8 protein-coding genes and 4 pseudogenes are annotated in these 14841 nt (G+C 62.0%); 4 read left to right on the top strand and 8 right to left on the bottom strand.

From position 1 onward, the window contains the following. Positions 1–5: 5 nt before the first annotated feature. Together AC0V2S_RS25595 and AC0V2S_RS25590 are read left to right on the top strand one after the other, a co-directional pair. Positions 6–1634, top strand: coding sequence for a DUF2300 domain-containing protein (locus AC0V2S_RS25595; protein WP_475512184.1), 1629 nt, complete (start codon positions 6–8; stop codon positions 1632–1634). Positions 1635–1638: 4 nt separating this feature from the next. Further along, a pseudogene (locus AC0V2S_RS25590) lies at positions 1639–2443 on the top strand (DUF2135 domain-containing protein). A gap of 754 nt (positions 2444–3197) precedes the next feature. On the opposite strand, the gene AC0V2S_RS25585 reads toward AC0V2S_RS25590, so the two are convergent. The 6 genes and pseudogenes from AC0V2S_RS25585 to AC0V2S_RS25560 all read right to left on the bottom strand — a co-directional run bounded on the left by AC0V2S_RS25585 (position 3198) and on the right by AC0V2S_RS25560 (position 10215). Continuing rightward, complete coding sequence (locus AC0V2S_RS25585; protein WP_475512183.1) at positions 3198–3911, bottom strand: methyl-accepting chemotaxis protein; 714 nt, start codon at positions 3909–3911, stop codon at positions 3198–3200. 171 nt (positions 3912–4082) lie between these two features. Next, positions 4083–4340 (bottom strand): annotated as a pseudogene (locus AC0V2S_RS25580) (HAMP domain-containing protein); the annotation flags it as partial. A 719-nt stretch (positions 4341–5059) separates the two neighbouring features. Further along, positions 5060–6154: a DUF1513 domain-containing protein gene (locus tag AC0V2S_RS25575; protein ID WP_475512173.1), complete on the bottom strand. Its 1095-nt coding sequence runs from the start codon at positions 6152–6154 to the stop codon at positions 5060–5062. A gap of 1 nt (position 6155) precedes the next feature. After that, a pseudogene (locus AC0V2S_RS25570) lies at positions 6156–7234 on the bottom strand (imelysin family protein). 15 nt (positions 7235–7249) lie between these two features. Next, a pseudogene (locus tag AC0V2S_RS25565) lies at positions 7250–8667 on the bottom strand (di-heme oxidoreductase family protein). 204 nt (positions 8668–8871) lie between these two features. Beyond that, entirely contained in the window at positions 8872–10215 is a 1344-nt protein-coding gene (locus AC0V2S_RS25560) for an imelysin family protein (RefSeq protein WP_475512172.1), read from the bottom strand. Positions 10216–10418: 203 nt separating this feature from the next. Here AC0V2S_RS25560 and AC0V2S_RS25555 point away from each other — a divergent pair, with 203 nt between their 5' ends. Then, positions 10419–10991 (top strand): LemA family protein, encoded by a 573-nt coding sequence (locus AC0V2S_RS25555; protein ID WP_475512171.1) that lies wholly within the window; start codon positions 10419–10421, stop codon positions 10989–10991. A 10-nt stretch (positions 10992–11001) separates the two neighbouring features. Beyond that, entirely contained in the window at positions 11002–11898 is an 897-nt protein-coding gene (locus AC0V2S_RS25550) for a GIDE domain-containing protein (protein WP_475512170.1), read from the top strand. A gap of 193 nt (positions 11899–12091) precedes the next feature. Here the strand turns inward: AC0V2S_RS25550 and AC0V2S_RS25545 are convergent, their stop codons facing one another. Beyond that, entirely contained in the window at positions 12092–14149 is a 2058-nt protein-coding gene (locus AC0V2S_RS25545; RefSeq protein ID WP_475512169.1) for a putative bifunctional diguanylate cyclase/phosphodiesterase, read from the bottom strand. Between the two features lie 333 nt (positions 14150–14482). Further along, on the bottom strand, positions 14483–14841 hold a 359-nt coding region (locus AC0V2S_RS25540), incomplete at its 5' end, for a superoxide dismutase (protein ID WP_475512168.1).

Below are 14841 nucleotides of genomic sequence, written 5' to 3'. Positions count from 1 at the left end.
TGCGCCTGGGCTGGTTGTGCATCGCGCTGCTACCCTTGCTCGCCAGAGCCGGGGAAGCACCGCTGCAACTGGCCATTGGCGCGCCGCCGGCGACCCAACTGCTGCACCTCAACCACCAGAGCGTAATGAGCCGCGGCCCGTTGCCGGCTGAGCTCAGCACGCCCCTGGGCAGCCTGTGGAAACTCTTCGTCTACGCCTACCTGGTCGACACCGGTAAACCCGAGGTCGGCTACACCTGCAAAGGCCAGGACCGCGACGAGGTGTACTGCTGCAAAGCCGGTGAACGCATCGAACGCGACCAGGCGCTGACGCAAAGCTGCGGCCTGTATTTTTCCCAAGCCAACCTCAAGCTCGATGCCGCCGACTGGCGCAGTTACTGGCAACAACGCCAGGCGCCGCTGTGGATAAGTGACCTGGCCACCCTGCAACCGCCACAACGGGTGCCGGTCGCCGAACTGCTGCAACAGCTCGGCAGTTTGCCGGCGCAGGAACAGGCGCGGCGGGTACTGCTCGACGTGATGCTGCATGCGCCCGAAGGCGTCACCCTCGGCGCACTCGGTGGGCGGCTGCGGGTGAAAACCTGGAGCTGGTTGGCCGACCACGATGCCAAGGCGCGCCAAGGCGGTTTCGCCGGCTGGCTGGTCGACGGCACACCGGTGTGGGCCGGCGGCACCGGCACCAGCCAACGGATTCTCAAGGACTACGCCGAAGCCCTAGGCAGCGCATTGCCCGCCGCCGAACCGAAGGACGGCGGCCAGTGCGTGGAAGTGCAATTGTTCGCGCGCTACCCGGTGCGCCAGGTACGCAATAAAGCCACCGGGCAACTGGTGGGCGCCGGTGCCTTGCGCGGCGACTACGAGGTGCAATTTGCCAACGGCAATCGCCTGCCGATTACCGCCGAGGGAGAACTGTTTGTAGGTGCCGACGGCCAGCTGACCGCACGCCTGAGCCGCGAAGACTACGTGGCCCGCGTGCTCGACCGCGAAGCCTCGGCTCAGCCTGCTGAAGCGGCCAAGGCGCTGGCCATCACCATTCGCACCTACCTGCTGCAAAGCGCCACCCGCCACGGCGAATGCCTGGCCATCGCCGACAGCAGCGCCAGCCAGCGCGTGGCCCCACGCCCGGCCAGCGACGGCTCCCGGCAGATTGCCGCCTGGACCAGCGACCTGGTGCTCGCCGGCAGCCCGGTGAACTACCACAGTGACAAAGCCGGGCCAGATCGGTTGGCCTGGCAGAGCGCCGTGGAACAAGCAGGGCAGGGGCTGCGTTACGACGCCATCCTCGCCCGCGCCTTTCCCCGTGCCAGCTTAAGCCGCTGGGACCAACCCATCGCCGCTTGCCAGGCCCTGGATAACGCCGAAGCGTGGCTGAAAAAACAACAACCCGGCTGGCGCGAGCGTCTGCAACGCGAGCCCGGTTATGTGGAAACCAGCGACTTTGCCGTGTGCCAATTGAGCGGCGGCAAACCCCATGTCGACCGGGAACGCCAACGTATTTTCGTGCGCGGTATGTACTCGCTGCAGGACCGCCTCGACCTGACCCACGAATACCTGCACCTGGCCTTTGCGGCACACCCCAACGGCCAGGATGAAACCTATATCGAAGGCCTCGCCCGCCACCTACTTCTGGAATAGCCCCATGCGTGTACGCCTGACTGAAATCGCCCTGTTCCTCGCCTGCCTGCCCCTGGCCGCGGCCTATGCCAACGACGGCGTGCAAATCGACACGCCGGTCGGCGGCTGGCGCAAAGGCTCGGACGAGGGCGCGCACTTTATGCAGGAAGTGAACTACCCGGCGTCGTCGGTAAACAGCGCTGCCGACCAGGCCAATACCGCGCGTATTGCCGGGCAGATCAAGTCAACGCCCAAGGACGCGAACAAGCCGGCGCGGTTGATCGTCAATGGCATCAGCATGCCGCTCAAGGTGCAGGAAGACGGCAGTTTTGATCGGCCGTTCGTGTTTCCGTCGGGCAGCAACAGCGTGGAAGTGCGCAATGTGGATGGCACGGCCAAGCACCGGGTGCAGTTCTATAACCGGGGCAGTGGCGAGACGGCGGCGAAGTTGCGGGTGGTGTTGTCGTGGGACAGTGACAACACCGACCTGGATTTGCATGTGGTGACGCCGGACGGGGCGCATATCTGGTACGGGGATCGTTCTTCCGCGAATGGCGGGGCGCTGGATGTGGATGTGACGACGGGGTATGGGCCGGAGATGTTTGCGTCGCCTACGCCGCTTGCCGGTGAGTATCTGGTGTATGTGAATTACTTTGGTGGTGGTGCGAGTGAGGATGAGGAAGGGGCCGAGACGCCGGCGCAGATTTTGACTACGGCGCAGGTGACGGTGATTACTCAGGAAGGGACGGCTATGAAAGCAGGAGTCGTTTATTGTGCCGATGCGGGCTACTGGGGAGCTGACTATGGTTAAGAAGTTTAGTTATCCGTGAGTGGCTGCTTTCGTTTTGTGTAGTTCTTCGTTACCGCGTCTGCGGGGAGTTTTTGTTTCGCGCCTTACGCGCGAGTCACTTTTAGCATTGCCCTAAAAGTAACCAAAAGGTCTAGCCCCCACCTTGGGTTTTCACTGCGTGAAAACTACCCTCGCTACGTCGCCGCTCCAGGGGCCGGCGAGAAGGGCCATCCATGGCCCTCACGCCTTTCGCGGCTCCCGGCCGCTCAACCCCTTACGCGACGATTACGCTCGGCCTGCGCTCAAGGGGCGGGCAGATCAAGATCAAAAGCCAGATCAAAACCTGATCAAGTGCCCCTCACCCCAGCCCTCTCCCGCAAGCGGGAGAGGGGGCAGATCGAAGTGTGGGATTCGCCATACGTCACCCCTCGCCCGCGTGCGGGAGAGGGGCCGGGGGAGAGGGGCTTTTGATCTTGATCTACGGCTTGTGATCTACCCGCCCCTTTAGCGCCAGGCCGAGCGTAGTCGTTGCGTAAGGGGTCGAAGCGGCCTGGAGCCGCGGAGAGGGATGGGGCCATGGATGGCCCTCAGCCCGGCCCCTGGAGCGACGACGTAGCGAGGGAAGTTTTCACGCAGTGAAAACCCCAGGTGGGGGCTAGACCTTTTGGTTTCTTTTGGGGCAATGCCAAAAGAAACTCGCGCGTAAGGCGCGAAACAAAAACGCCCAGCACACGCGGTAATGAAGAAAAAAACCGCTCGCCAGAACAACGCCGAATCAGCGATCAATCTCCCCGTCAGGCACTCAACCGCTGTGTCACATCACTCAACTGCCCAGACAAATCCCGCAGATTCACACTGGCACTTTCGGTGCGCACCACGTTCTCCTGGTTAGTCGTAGCAATCGCCGTAATCTCGGTGAGGTTGCGCGAAATATCCTCAGCCACCGACGTCTGTTCTTCAGCCGCCGTAGCAATCTGCCGGTTCATATCGCGAATCGCCTCCACCGCCTGCGTAATACGGCTAAGCATCTGCCCAGCCTCCGTCACCTGCTGCACCCCCTCTTCACTACGGCTCTGCCCACTTTCGATCGCCTTCACCGCGTTCAACGCGCCGGTCTGCACCGTATCGATGATCTGATGAATTTCCGCGGTGGACTGCGCCGTACGCTGCGCCAGCGTACGCACTTCATCCGCCACTACGGCAAACCCACGGCCCGCTTCCCCGGCACGCGCCGCTTCAATAGCGGCGTTAAGGGCCAGCAAGTTGGTCTGATCGGCTATGCCGCGAATCACTTCCAGCACCTTGCCGATCCGGCCGCTATCGGCTTCCAGGCGGCGGATCACTTCCGCGGTGTTGGCGATTTCGCCGCGCATGGCGGTGATGGTGTTGATGGTCGAGTTCATCACCGTGCTGCCTTGCTGCGAGGAGTGGTCGGCATCGTCGGCGGCGCGGGCGGCGTCGGCGGCGTGGCGGGCTACTTCCTGGGCAGTGGCAGACATCTCGTGCATGGCCGTGGCCACCTGGTCGGTGCGCGAGAATTGCTCGGCCGTGCCTTGCGCCATCAGCGTGGCGATGGCGTTCAGTTCGCCGCTGGCGCTGTCCAGTTCGCTGGTGCTGCGTTGCAGGCGAGTGAAAGTATCGGCAAGAAAATCGCGCAGGGTATTGGCGGCTACGGCCAGGTTGCCCAGTTCGTCGCGGCGGCTGGTGTCCACACGTTGGCCGAAGTTGCCTTGGCTGAGGCGGCCGATATGTTCGATCAGGCTTTTGATCGGGGTGATCAGGTTGCGGTTGACCAGCCACAGGCTCAGCAGCGCAATTAGCACGCTGGCGCCCAGCAGCACGGCAGTGCCCAGCCACACGGTGCGGTCGGCACTGGCGCTGATGGCTTTGGCCTCGTCTTCGCTGCGTTGGTGCAGCTGCGTGACCAGCGCGCCCATCTGGTCGCTGGTGGCGCGGTCGATGCCTTGCACGGCTTTGTCGCCGGCAGTAGGGTCGGCAGCGGCGGCGATAAAGGCGGCTTTGCCTTTGCGGTAAGCGGCGCCCAGAGACTGGTGCTCGCTGCGCAGTTTCTCCACCTGGCTTTTCAAAGCGGCGTCATCGCCGGCTTCGGCCACCAGCTTGCCAAGAATGTCCTGCACCTTGCGTTCCTGGTCTTCGAACTGGCCCCAGTATTTGTCCTGGGCGGCCTGGTCTTTGCCGCGCAGCAGCACGTTTTTCCATTCCTGGACCTGGGATTTGAATTCGATATTGGCTTGGTCGACCAGTTGCGATTCTTGCAGCGGGCCGTCGAGCAGGCCGCGGTAGTTCTGGATGCCGCCGGACAAAAAGCTGAAGCAGGCCAGGGCAATGATGACGGTTAGCAGCAGACTGCCGCCCAATAGGGCGAGGATCTGCGCACGCAGGGAGTTTTGTAGAAACATGGGTAACGCCTCTCGGGGCCGGTTCTGGCTAAACACCCGTTCGCTCTAGGTGCGAGGCGTCTTAACTTCCATGTAGCTCACTGACGACAGACACGCCGAAACTGTCCGCCGAGCTTGATGGCCTGGAGCGCACAGGTGTTGTCTCAATATAGTCGGCTGTAGGGGCTTGCACTTGAGTGCGTCGGAAGATTCTGGCAAATAGCCATGACGGTCGGTCGTGGCTACTAATCGTGTGATTACGCCAGGTGCAGGTGGTTGTCCCACAGCCCAGCCGGCAGATCGAGCGGCTGCGCGCTGATGCTGGTGCTGCGACAGTCATACACACGGCAGCGGCCCTGGCCGGAGGTGACCACAAAACCGTCTTTCACCGCACCCACACCGGCACAGTCGGGCAGCGGTGCGTCCAGACGAACGGCGCCGGTATCGAGGTCCCAGATAAAGAAGCGATTGCCGCGCGGCGCCGTGAGGGCCACCAGGCGCAGGTCGTTGTGCACCGCCACGCTGGCGGTGTAATGGGCCATGGCATCGCGCTGCTCGGCTTCCAACGGGAAGGCTTGAAACGGTTGCCCTGGGCGCTTGATGGCGAGGAGGTCGGCAGGCTCGTGGGCGTCGCCCATAAACTGCTGGCCGGCGACGATGGTGCCGTCGTTGGCGATGGCCAGGTGGCGCACGCTGTTCATCGACTGGCTCAGGGTTTCCTTGGAAATTAACGTGCCGTCGCGCTTGAGCAGCACCAGGCTAGGCTCCATGGCATGCAGGTTCATTTCCTTACGGCTTTCGGCTTCAGTGCGAATGCCGCCGTTGGCGATCACGAAGGTTTCGCCGTCCGGCATCCACGACACTTGGTGCGGGCCCAACCCATGGGTGCTGAGTTCGCCGCTGTGGTGCAACTGGCCGTTCTCGTAGCGGTACACGGTGAGCAGGCCACGGCCGGGATCGGTGGTGTCGTTGTCGGTGGTGTACAGCCAGTCGCCGCTCTGGTGGAACACGCCATGGCCGTAGAAGTGCCGGTTGGGCTGCGACTTCACGGTTTGCAGCAAGCGGCCGTCGCGCAGGTCGATCAGGTAGCTCTCAGTGCCGGGCCGGCGCGCTACAAACAACGCAATCGACTCGCTCGGGTGTTCCACCACGTCGTGGCAGCGCTGCGCCACTTCGGTGGCGAATACCTGTGTGCCATCCAGGCGGTAACCCACGGCATAGTGCTTGCCGTTGCTGTCGTCGCGGGCGGACAGCACCAGCGGGTTTTTACCGTTGCGGCTTACGGTCCAGCCGCCCAGCGTGAGTGCGCCGAGCAGCAGGCTGCCGAGGCCCAGGACATGGCGGCGGAGCATATTAGTCACCATCGTTGGCGTTGAAGCCAAGTTGGACGTTGAGGGCTTTCGCCAGCTCGCTTTCGTGCAGGCGATGAACCACGTTGAGGCTGTCGTAGAAGTCGTTCAGCGCTTTGCGCCCGGCTTCGTCGGCGAGCAGTTCGGTGAGCGGGCGGTCGAGGGCGGCCAGCTGACGTTTGGATTCCACATAGGCGGCGTCGATCTTGGCTGCCAGGTCTTTCTGCTCGGCCGGCAGCAGGCCACGGATGCCGTGGTTATCCACGCCCTGCCAGAGGGTTTCGGCGCTGGCCAGGCTCGCGCCAATCGATTTCAGCGAGGTGTTGCTGCGCCAGCCTTCGGCCTGGAACGGCTGCGGCAGGTTTTTGGTTTGCCGACCCAGCGGCGCGCCGAGTTTTTTCTTCAGCGAGTCGAGGCTGGTGACCTGCACGCGCAGCAGCTCAGCGATCGCCTCGTGGGAGTCGGCGTAACGCTGGTTGGGGAATTTGCTCAACTGCTCGACCATGCCGTCTTTGCTGTTCCAGCGGCCGAGAATTTCTTCCGCCAGGGTTTGCTGGCGCTGGCCGATGGCTTCCAGCAGCGGGCAGTAGCGCGCCTTGGTTTCGGCGTTGGCCAGGTCCAGCTTGCTGTCGTAGAGGATGTACTCGTAGGCCGACAGGCCTTGAACCACCACGCTGGATTTGGCCAGGGCGGTGGCGTCGATATTCGGCGTGGCTTTTACCAGTTGCTCGACCTGACGGCCGACCAGGTCTTTTTTATCCGGCCAGAACTGCACCTGCCAGGCGCGGTTGCCTTCGGCCAGTGGGCCGATCATCAGCGGCTGTAATTCAGCCCAGGCTTTTTGCGCGGCCAGGAAGTCGGCGCGGGCTTTTTCCAGGTCGGCTTTGCCGGAGCAGAAGGCCAGGGCGCTGGCGGCCAACGCACGGTCGGCTTCTACCCAGCGGCTGTAGGTCGGCAGATCACTTGCTTGGCCAGCGCCGTGGAAATTTCCGCTTGCTGGTCAGCCGGCGAGCAGGCGCCCAGGGCGAGGGCGGCGATGCTGCTGAACAGCAGTTTTGTACGGAACTTGTTCTTACCAAACATTGGCGATGGGCTCCTTTAGAGAGAATTCAGGAAAGCCAGCAGTGCACTGCGCTGCTCGGCATCGTAAGCGAGAACCTGCTGTTTGGCTGCCTGCGCTTCGCCGCCGTGCCAGAGAATGGCTTCCAGCAGGTTGCGCGCGCGACCGTCGTGCAGAAATTGGGTGTGGCCACTCACCGTTTGCGTGAGGCCGATGCCCCACAGCGGCGGCGTGCGCCATTGGCTGCCGCTAGCTTGGTATTCCGGGCGGTTGTCGGCCAGGCCGGCGCCCATATCGTGCAGCAGTAAATCGCTGTAGGGCGAATCACCTGGTTGGCCAGTTCCGGCTCGGCGGCGTCGCTACGGGTGGTGTATTGCGGTGTATGGCATTGCTGGCAGCCGGCCTGGTGGAACAGGCCTTTGCCGTCGAGCACTTGCGGGTCATCCACCTGGCGGCGCGCCGGCACGGCGAGGTTGCGGGTGTAGAACAGCACCTGGCTGAGCAGGTGGTCGCTTACTTCCGGCACGCCGCCGTTGGGGGCGGCTTTGCAGGCAGTTTGTGCGGCGGTGCATTCGTCGAACGGGCGCAGGCTGGTGGTCAGGCCCATGTCGGAGGAGAAGGCGTGCACGTTCTGCTGGTTCAGGGTCGGTTGCCCGGCCTTCCAGCCAAAGCGGCCCAGCACGGTTTTTTGCTGAACATCGTCCCAGACGAAATTGGGCTGACCGTTGATGCCGTTGTTGGCGGCTTTCTGTGCCTTGGCGTTGGCCAATAGCGCGTCATCGGGGATGGCTTCCAGCAGGCCCAGGCCGATCATGGGCGGGGCCACCCGTGGGGAAAATTGCGCGGCAGGGCTGATCGGGCCGTAGCCCCAGTTGCTCAGTTTGAGCAGCGGTTTGCGCAGCTCGACCTGGGTGCCGTCTTTAAAGGTCACCTGGCTGGTTTCGTAGTCCATGCGCACGCGCACTTCGGGGGCTACGCCTGGGATGGCCATGTCTTGCAGCTGGGTGCCGTACACCGGCTCGGGCACCACGCCGACCTTTTCAATCAGCTGGGCCATTTCCGCACTCGGCGGCAGCGACACGCGCACCAGCATCGACACCGCGCTTACGTCGTCGTCGCCTTCCGGCGGATGGCCACGGCCGTCTTTGATATGGCAGTTCTGGCAGGCGTTGGTGTTCATCAACGGGCCGAGGCCGTCACGCGCGGTGGTGGTGGAGGGGGCGATAACCCAAGGGCTGCGGAAAAAGCTGTTGCCGACGGCAAAGTCCAGTTGGCGCTCGTGCGAGAGGTTATCGGACGGTTGCATAAAGGCTTCGCGGCTTTGCGTGCTGGTGGTGGTTTGCCCGCCAGCTTGGGCTTCACCTGGTTCGGCCTGAGTGAAGCGCGGCGAGTCGTCACAGGCGCTCAGGGCAACCAGGCTCAAGGCAAGCAGCAAGTACAGGAGCGCGCGGGGCATCAAGGGTGTTCCAGACCACGAAAACAAGCGCGCAAGCTTAGCAGCATGGGCCATTTCAAATAAGAGGGATTAGCGTTTGCCAGGGAGGTTAATTGTCACACGGTAAAAAAGTTGTGAAACCACGGAAGAAAAAGGAGGGCGAAAAAAAACGGATGCGCTTTGTGGGCGCATCCGTTTCCAGTTCAGTGAGCCAGATTTTGGCGATTAGAACTGGTGATCAGCGGTGTCAGGCTTGAGGTCGTTGATGCCCAGTTTGGCAGCAGCTTGCTCGATGGCGCCGGTCTGTTTCACCAGGGAGGCGATAGCGTCGCGCACGATCTGGTTGCCAGCGGCGTTGTCGGCAGCGATCAGCTGGTCGAAGTGCACGCCTTTGTTGGCGCTGTCGACCATCGCTTGCAGTTTGCCTTCGGTGGCGGCCAGGTCGTCTTTAACCACGGTGTCGGTCGCAGGATCTGCTTTGGCCACCAGGGACGACAGGCTTGGGCCGGTCAGGGTGGTGCCGTCGACTTTCTTGTACTCGCCCAGGTAGATGTTGCGAATACCTTTGCCGTTGTAGAAGTGCGAGTTGTGGGTGTTGTCGCTGAAGCAGTCGTGTTCGTCTTCGGTGGAGTTGGCTTCCAACGCCACTTTCATACGCTCGCCCGCCAGCTCGCCGAGGGACAGCGAACCCATGCCGAACAGCATTTTGCGCAGGCCGTTTTCCGGGGCGTCAGCCACCAGGGTGGCGCGGTAGTTGTCGGCGACGCCGGCTTTCCACTGTTCAACCATGCTGTCCAGATCCTTGACCAGCAGATCGGTAGCGGCTTTCAGGTATTCAGCACGACGGTCGCAGTTGTCGTGGGTGCACGCTGCGCCTTTGGCGTAGTCGGTAGCCGGACGCTCGCCAGCGCCCGGGCCGGTGCCGTGCAGGTCTTGGCCCCACAGGAGGAATTCGATGGCGTGGTAGCCGGTCGCAACGTTGGCTTCGGAGCCGCCCAGTTCGTTCAGGCTGGCCAGTTTTTCGCCGGTGATTTCGGAAACGTCGATTTTGTCGTCGCCAACCTGGATGGATTTGTTGGCGATGATGTTGGCGGTGGCAGCCGGGTTGCCCTGGGCCGACGGGGTGTCAGCAGCCACGTAATCGATCAGGCCTTCGTCCAGCGGCCAGGAGTTCAGTTGACCTTCCCAGTCATCTACAACGGCGTTGCCGAAACGGAATACTTCGCTCTGCATGTACGGAACGCGAGCGGCCAGCCAGGCGTCTTGCGCGGCTTTCTGGGTGGTGGCGGACGGCGCGGCGATAAAGGCGTCTACGGCCTTCTGCAGAGCGTGGCCGGTGGTAGCGGCGTCGCTGAACACAGCGAAGGCGATATCAGCGTAATGGTTGACGACGGCCTTGGCGGCAGCCTCATCGACTTTGCCAGTAGCGGCAGCAGCAGGAGCAGTAGCGGCGGTGCTGGCAGCAGGAGCGGCTGCTTGAGTGGCTTGCTCTTTCTTGTCGTCGCCGCAACCGGCGAGAGAAATAGCGATGGCCAGCAGACTGGCGGTAGCCAGAGGCATACGAATCATGGCGAGGTCCTTTGCATCGAGAGGTGGGTGACAGCGCAGCCTGTCTGGGCCGCAAAACCCGCACATAATGCGAAAGATTTGCATTTTGTGCAAAGCCCTTATGCCCCTATTTATTGTTTTGACCGTGCGCCAGTTCTGCTTTGCATAGCGGTTCGTGGCTAGAATGCGAGCTCTTGCGTACTGCTTGGATGGGAGATCCTGCTATGAGCGTGACGGCCGTTGTCACTTTGGTGGTGCTGTTTTTTATCGCGGTGTATGCCGTGTCGGTTTACAACGCGCTGGTGCGGGTCAAGCATGGCGTAACCAAGGCCTGGTCGAACATCGATGTGCTGCTCAAACAGCGCCACGATGAATTGCCCAAGCTGGTGGAAACCTGCAAGCAGTACATGGCCCACGAGCGCAACACGCTCGAGCAGGTGATCAGCGCCCGCAACGCGGTGGGCACTGCCCGTGAGCGCGGTGATGTGAACGCCGTTGGCCAAGCCGAAAGCGGCCTGCGCGCCGGCCTTGGGCAGCTGTTCGCCCTGGCGGAAAACTACCCGCAGCTCAAAGCCAATGAGAGCTTCCAGTTTCTGCAGCAGCGCATCAGCGGCCTGGAAAACGGCATTGCCGATCGCCGCGAGCTGTACAACGAAGCGGTGAATATCAACAACGTGCGCATCGAGCAATTCCCCGATGTGGTCGTTGCCCGCGTATTCAATTTCAAGCCTGCCGACTTGCTGGTATTCAGCGATGCGGAAAAGGCCGACGTCGACGTCAAAGCCCTGTTCAGTTAAGCGCTGCGCCGTGGATATCCAACAGTTCCTGTTTTTGCTGTGCTTCGCCGTGGCGGCGTGTGGCGGCGGCGCCTGGTGGTGCATCAAGCGCCTGGGCCAGGCGCGCCATTTGCTCGATACGCCTACCTCGAAAATCCGTTCGGCCGCCCAAGGCTACGTCGAATTTTACGGCGTGCTGCAAGAGCTGCCAGAGGCGCAACTCGTCGCGCCGCTCACTGCCACGCCGTGTTTGTGGTGGCGGTTCAAGATTGAAGAGTGCCGTGACGACGACAAGCGCCGCAGTTGGAGCGTGGTGGAAAAAGGCACCAGCGAAGGCTGGCTGCGCATCAGCGATGCCACCGGCGATTGCCTGATCGATCCCAGCGGCGCCGAGGTGCGCGCCTCCACCCGACAGGTCTGGTACGGCAGCACCCGGCATCCGCTGGGGCTGGCCAAGACGGGTTTCTTCGCGTTGCTCAGCCAAGGCGAACGTTATCGCTACACCGAAGAGCGCCTGCACGTGGGCCAGCCGCTGTACGCCATCGGCGATTTCAAAACCACCGGCGGCGGGCGGCAAGGCTTGGACCTGAACGCCGCGCAAGGCGATGTGATTCGTGAATGGAAGGGCGATTTCACCGGCCTGATGCAGCGCTTTGACAGCAATGGCGATGGCCAGTTGGACGAGCGCGAATGGAACCGCGTGCGCTTGGCGGCGCAGCTCGAAGCCGAAGACCGGCATCGGCAAACCAGTGCGCGCCCGGCGACCAACTTTATGGGTCGGCCCGATACTTCACAGCCGTTTATTCTTTCCAATGCCGGGGAAGATGAGTTGGCGCGGTCGTTTTACTGGCAGGCGGCAGCAGGTGCGGTGGTGTGCTTGCTGGGGGCGTTGGCGATTAACTGGTTGCTGCAGAACTACCACGGCTGACCTGATTCCTAACCACCGTCCTTCCCGCGAAGGCGGCGGTCCGACGATTCGCAATCCTGAGTGTTTCAGCTCTGCGCACGGTTCGGACATTCTGGGTCCCCGCCTGCGCGGGGACGACGGTGGGCGGGTCGCGGTGTGTAGTTCACCCCAATAAAAAACGCCCGCAATCGCGGGCGTTTTTGTTGGGGCTGTTTTACAGCGTCGTACTGGCCGTACTGATCCGCCGCGACTGCTTGAGAAACAGCGTCAGCTCCCGAGCCGGCAGCGGCTTGCTGTACAGGTAGCCCTGACCTTCGTGGCAGCCCTGGGCAATGATGTAAGCCTCTTGCTCCAGCGTTTCCACGCCTTCTGCAATCACCTGCATGCCCAGGCTCTTACCGAGCTGAATGATGGCGCGCACGATGGTGGCGTCGTCTTCGTCGTCGAGCAGGTCCTGCACGAAGCTCTTGTCGATTTTGATCTTGTCGAGCGGCAAGCTCTTCAGGTAGCTCAGCGAGGAGTAGCCGGTACCAAAGTCGTCAATGGCAATCAGCGCGCCGGAGCGGCGCAGGCTGAGCAGGTGCTGGGCGGCGGTCGTGATGTCTTCCATCAGGCCGGTTTCGGTCACTTCCAATTCCAGGCTGCGCGGCGGCAGGCGGTACACCTGCATCAGGTTGTTCACCACCCGCGGCAACTCGGCGTGGTGCAGCTGCACGGTGGACAGGTTGATGGCCATGCGCAGGTCGGTAAACCCCTGGTCATGCCATTCGCGCAGTTGGCGGCAGGTCTGGTCGAGAATCCATTCGCCAATCGGAATGATGCTGCCGTTCTGTTCGGCCAGCGGAATAAAGGTGTCTGGCGGCACCAGACCATGCACCGGGTGGTTCCAGCGCAGCAGCGCTTCGACGCCGACGATGCGGTGGTCGCGGTAGTCCACTTGCGGTTGATAGACGAGATGCAGCTGGCCTTGGGTAAGGGCTTCGCGCAGGTCTTTTTCCAGCTCGCGGCGGCGGCGCATTTCGCTGTCGACGCTGGCGATATAGAACTGGTAGCGGTTGCGCGAACGGCTCTTGGCCAGGGTCATGGTTTGTTCGGCTTTTTGCAGCAGCTTCTCGGTGCTGTCGCCGTCTTCGGGGAACAGGGTGATGCCGATGGTGGCGCGCAGCATCACTTCCTGCTGGTCGAGCAGGAAGGGCGCTTCCAGGTCGTCGAGCACCGCTTGCGCAAGCTCGGCGGCTTCGTAAGGTTGTTCGATATCGGCTTGCACCAGGGCGAACTGGTCGCCGCCCAAACGGGCCAGCGCGCCGAGGCGGCCGCTGTGGCTGCGCAGGCGGTCGGACAGGGCCAGCAACAGTTGGTCGCCGGTCTGGTAGCTGAACTGCTCGTTGATGCCTTTGAAGTCATCCAAGCCGACGCAAAGCACGGCCACGCGCCGTTGCAGGCGGCCGGCATCGCCGAGAATCTGGTCGAGCTGGGTTTGCAGTTGCTGGCGGTTGGGCAGGCCGGTGAGGAAGTCGTACTGGGCCATGCGCAGCAGGCTGTCTTCGGCTTCGCGGCGTAAATGGGTGTTGCGTTCGATAGAGGAAAGCAACTGGTTGGCCGTGTTTATCCACAGGCCCAACTCGTTCTTCTCGTTGCCCGGCAACATCGGCAGTTTGTGTTCGCTGGGCCGGTCCGGGTTGATATTGGTGAGGTGCTCGATGATTTTCGAGAGCGGCTTGGTCAGCAGCCAGTGGTAGACCAGGTACAGCACCAGGCCCATGGCCAGGGCGCGCAGCACACCGGAGACAAAGATGATCACCGAACTCGTGATGAAATCCTGGCCATAGCGGGCGGTATCGAGGGTGATGGCGAGGTCGCCGTAGTATTCGCTGTAGGGGCCTCGGCCCACCAGTTGGGTGGTGAAGGTGGCTTCGTCGCCAAGGATCGGGTCGGTCAGCCAGCGCGTGGCGCGTACCATCGGCTCGCGGGATTTTTCCGCCAGCATCGGCTCGTTCGGATGGCCAATGGAGGCCACGCGTACGGACTCGTTTTGGAACAGGCCTTCGATAACCTGCATGCCCATTTCCCGGTCCAGGCTGTAAACGGCCTGGGTGGAGGGGTCGCGAAACATATCCAGAATACGGTGGGCGTCATCGGCGATCGCCTGTCGCGTCTTGTAGACGTCGAACATGATCTGCGCGCAGCTCAACAGCACCCCGACCACTAGCGCTGATAACAACACTACGCGCAGTAGTTTCAGCGACAGGCTGTGTTTGAGTTCCAGCTTCAAATGACCATTCCTTAATCGAGACCACAGGCGTCATACCGACGGAGTATTTAGCAATCGTGAGGAAGCAGTCAAAGGGCCATCACGGTGGAAAATATCAAAGAGCGACGGCGGCCGGCCAGCGCTTTTTTCAACCCCTGCGCGCGGTGCATGGGGCGCAATGAAACTGTGTCGTCGTGGCTCTTCACAACTTTAGACCGCTGAGCGTTTTTCTCGCGGCTGGGCACGCAGATTGCGATAAATGGCCCGCCTTCGTAAACCGCTAAGAAAGCAGGTTGTGATCGCCCATAAAAAAACCCGGCGATTCGGCCGGGTTTTTTCTCAAGCGTCTGCTACTTAGGCTGCGAAGTTTTTCGCAACGAAGTCCCAGTTCACCAGGTTCCAGAACGCTTCTACATACTTCGGACGCAGGTTGCGGTAGTCGATGTAGTAGGCGTGTTCCCAGACGTCGCAGGTCAGCAGCGGGGTGTCGCCGCTGGTCAGCGGGCAGCCGGCGCCGATGGTGCTGGCCAGAGCCAGGGAGCCGTCAGCTTTCTTCACCAGCCAGCCCCAGCCGGAGCCGAAGGTGCCGATGGAGGTCTTGCTGAATTCTTCTTTGAATTTGTCGAACGAACCGAAGGCGTTGTTGATGGCATCAGCCAGGGCGCCAGTCGGTTGGCCGCCGGCGTTTGGCGCCAGGCAGTTCCAGTAGAAGG

This window comes from Pseudomonas sp. CC11G (genome assembly GCF_056174845.1).
Note: the sequence above shows the minus strand (reverse complement) of the source record. Positions and strands in the feature narration are given on the sequence as shown.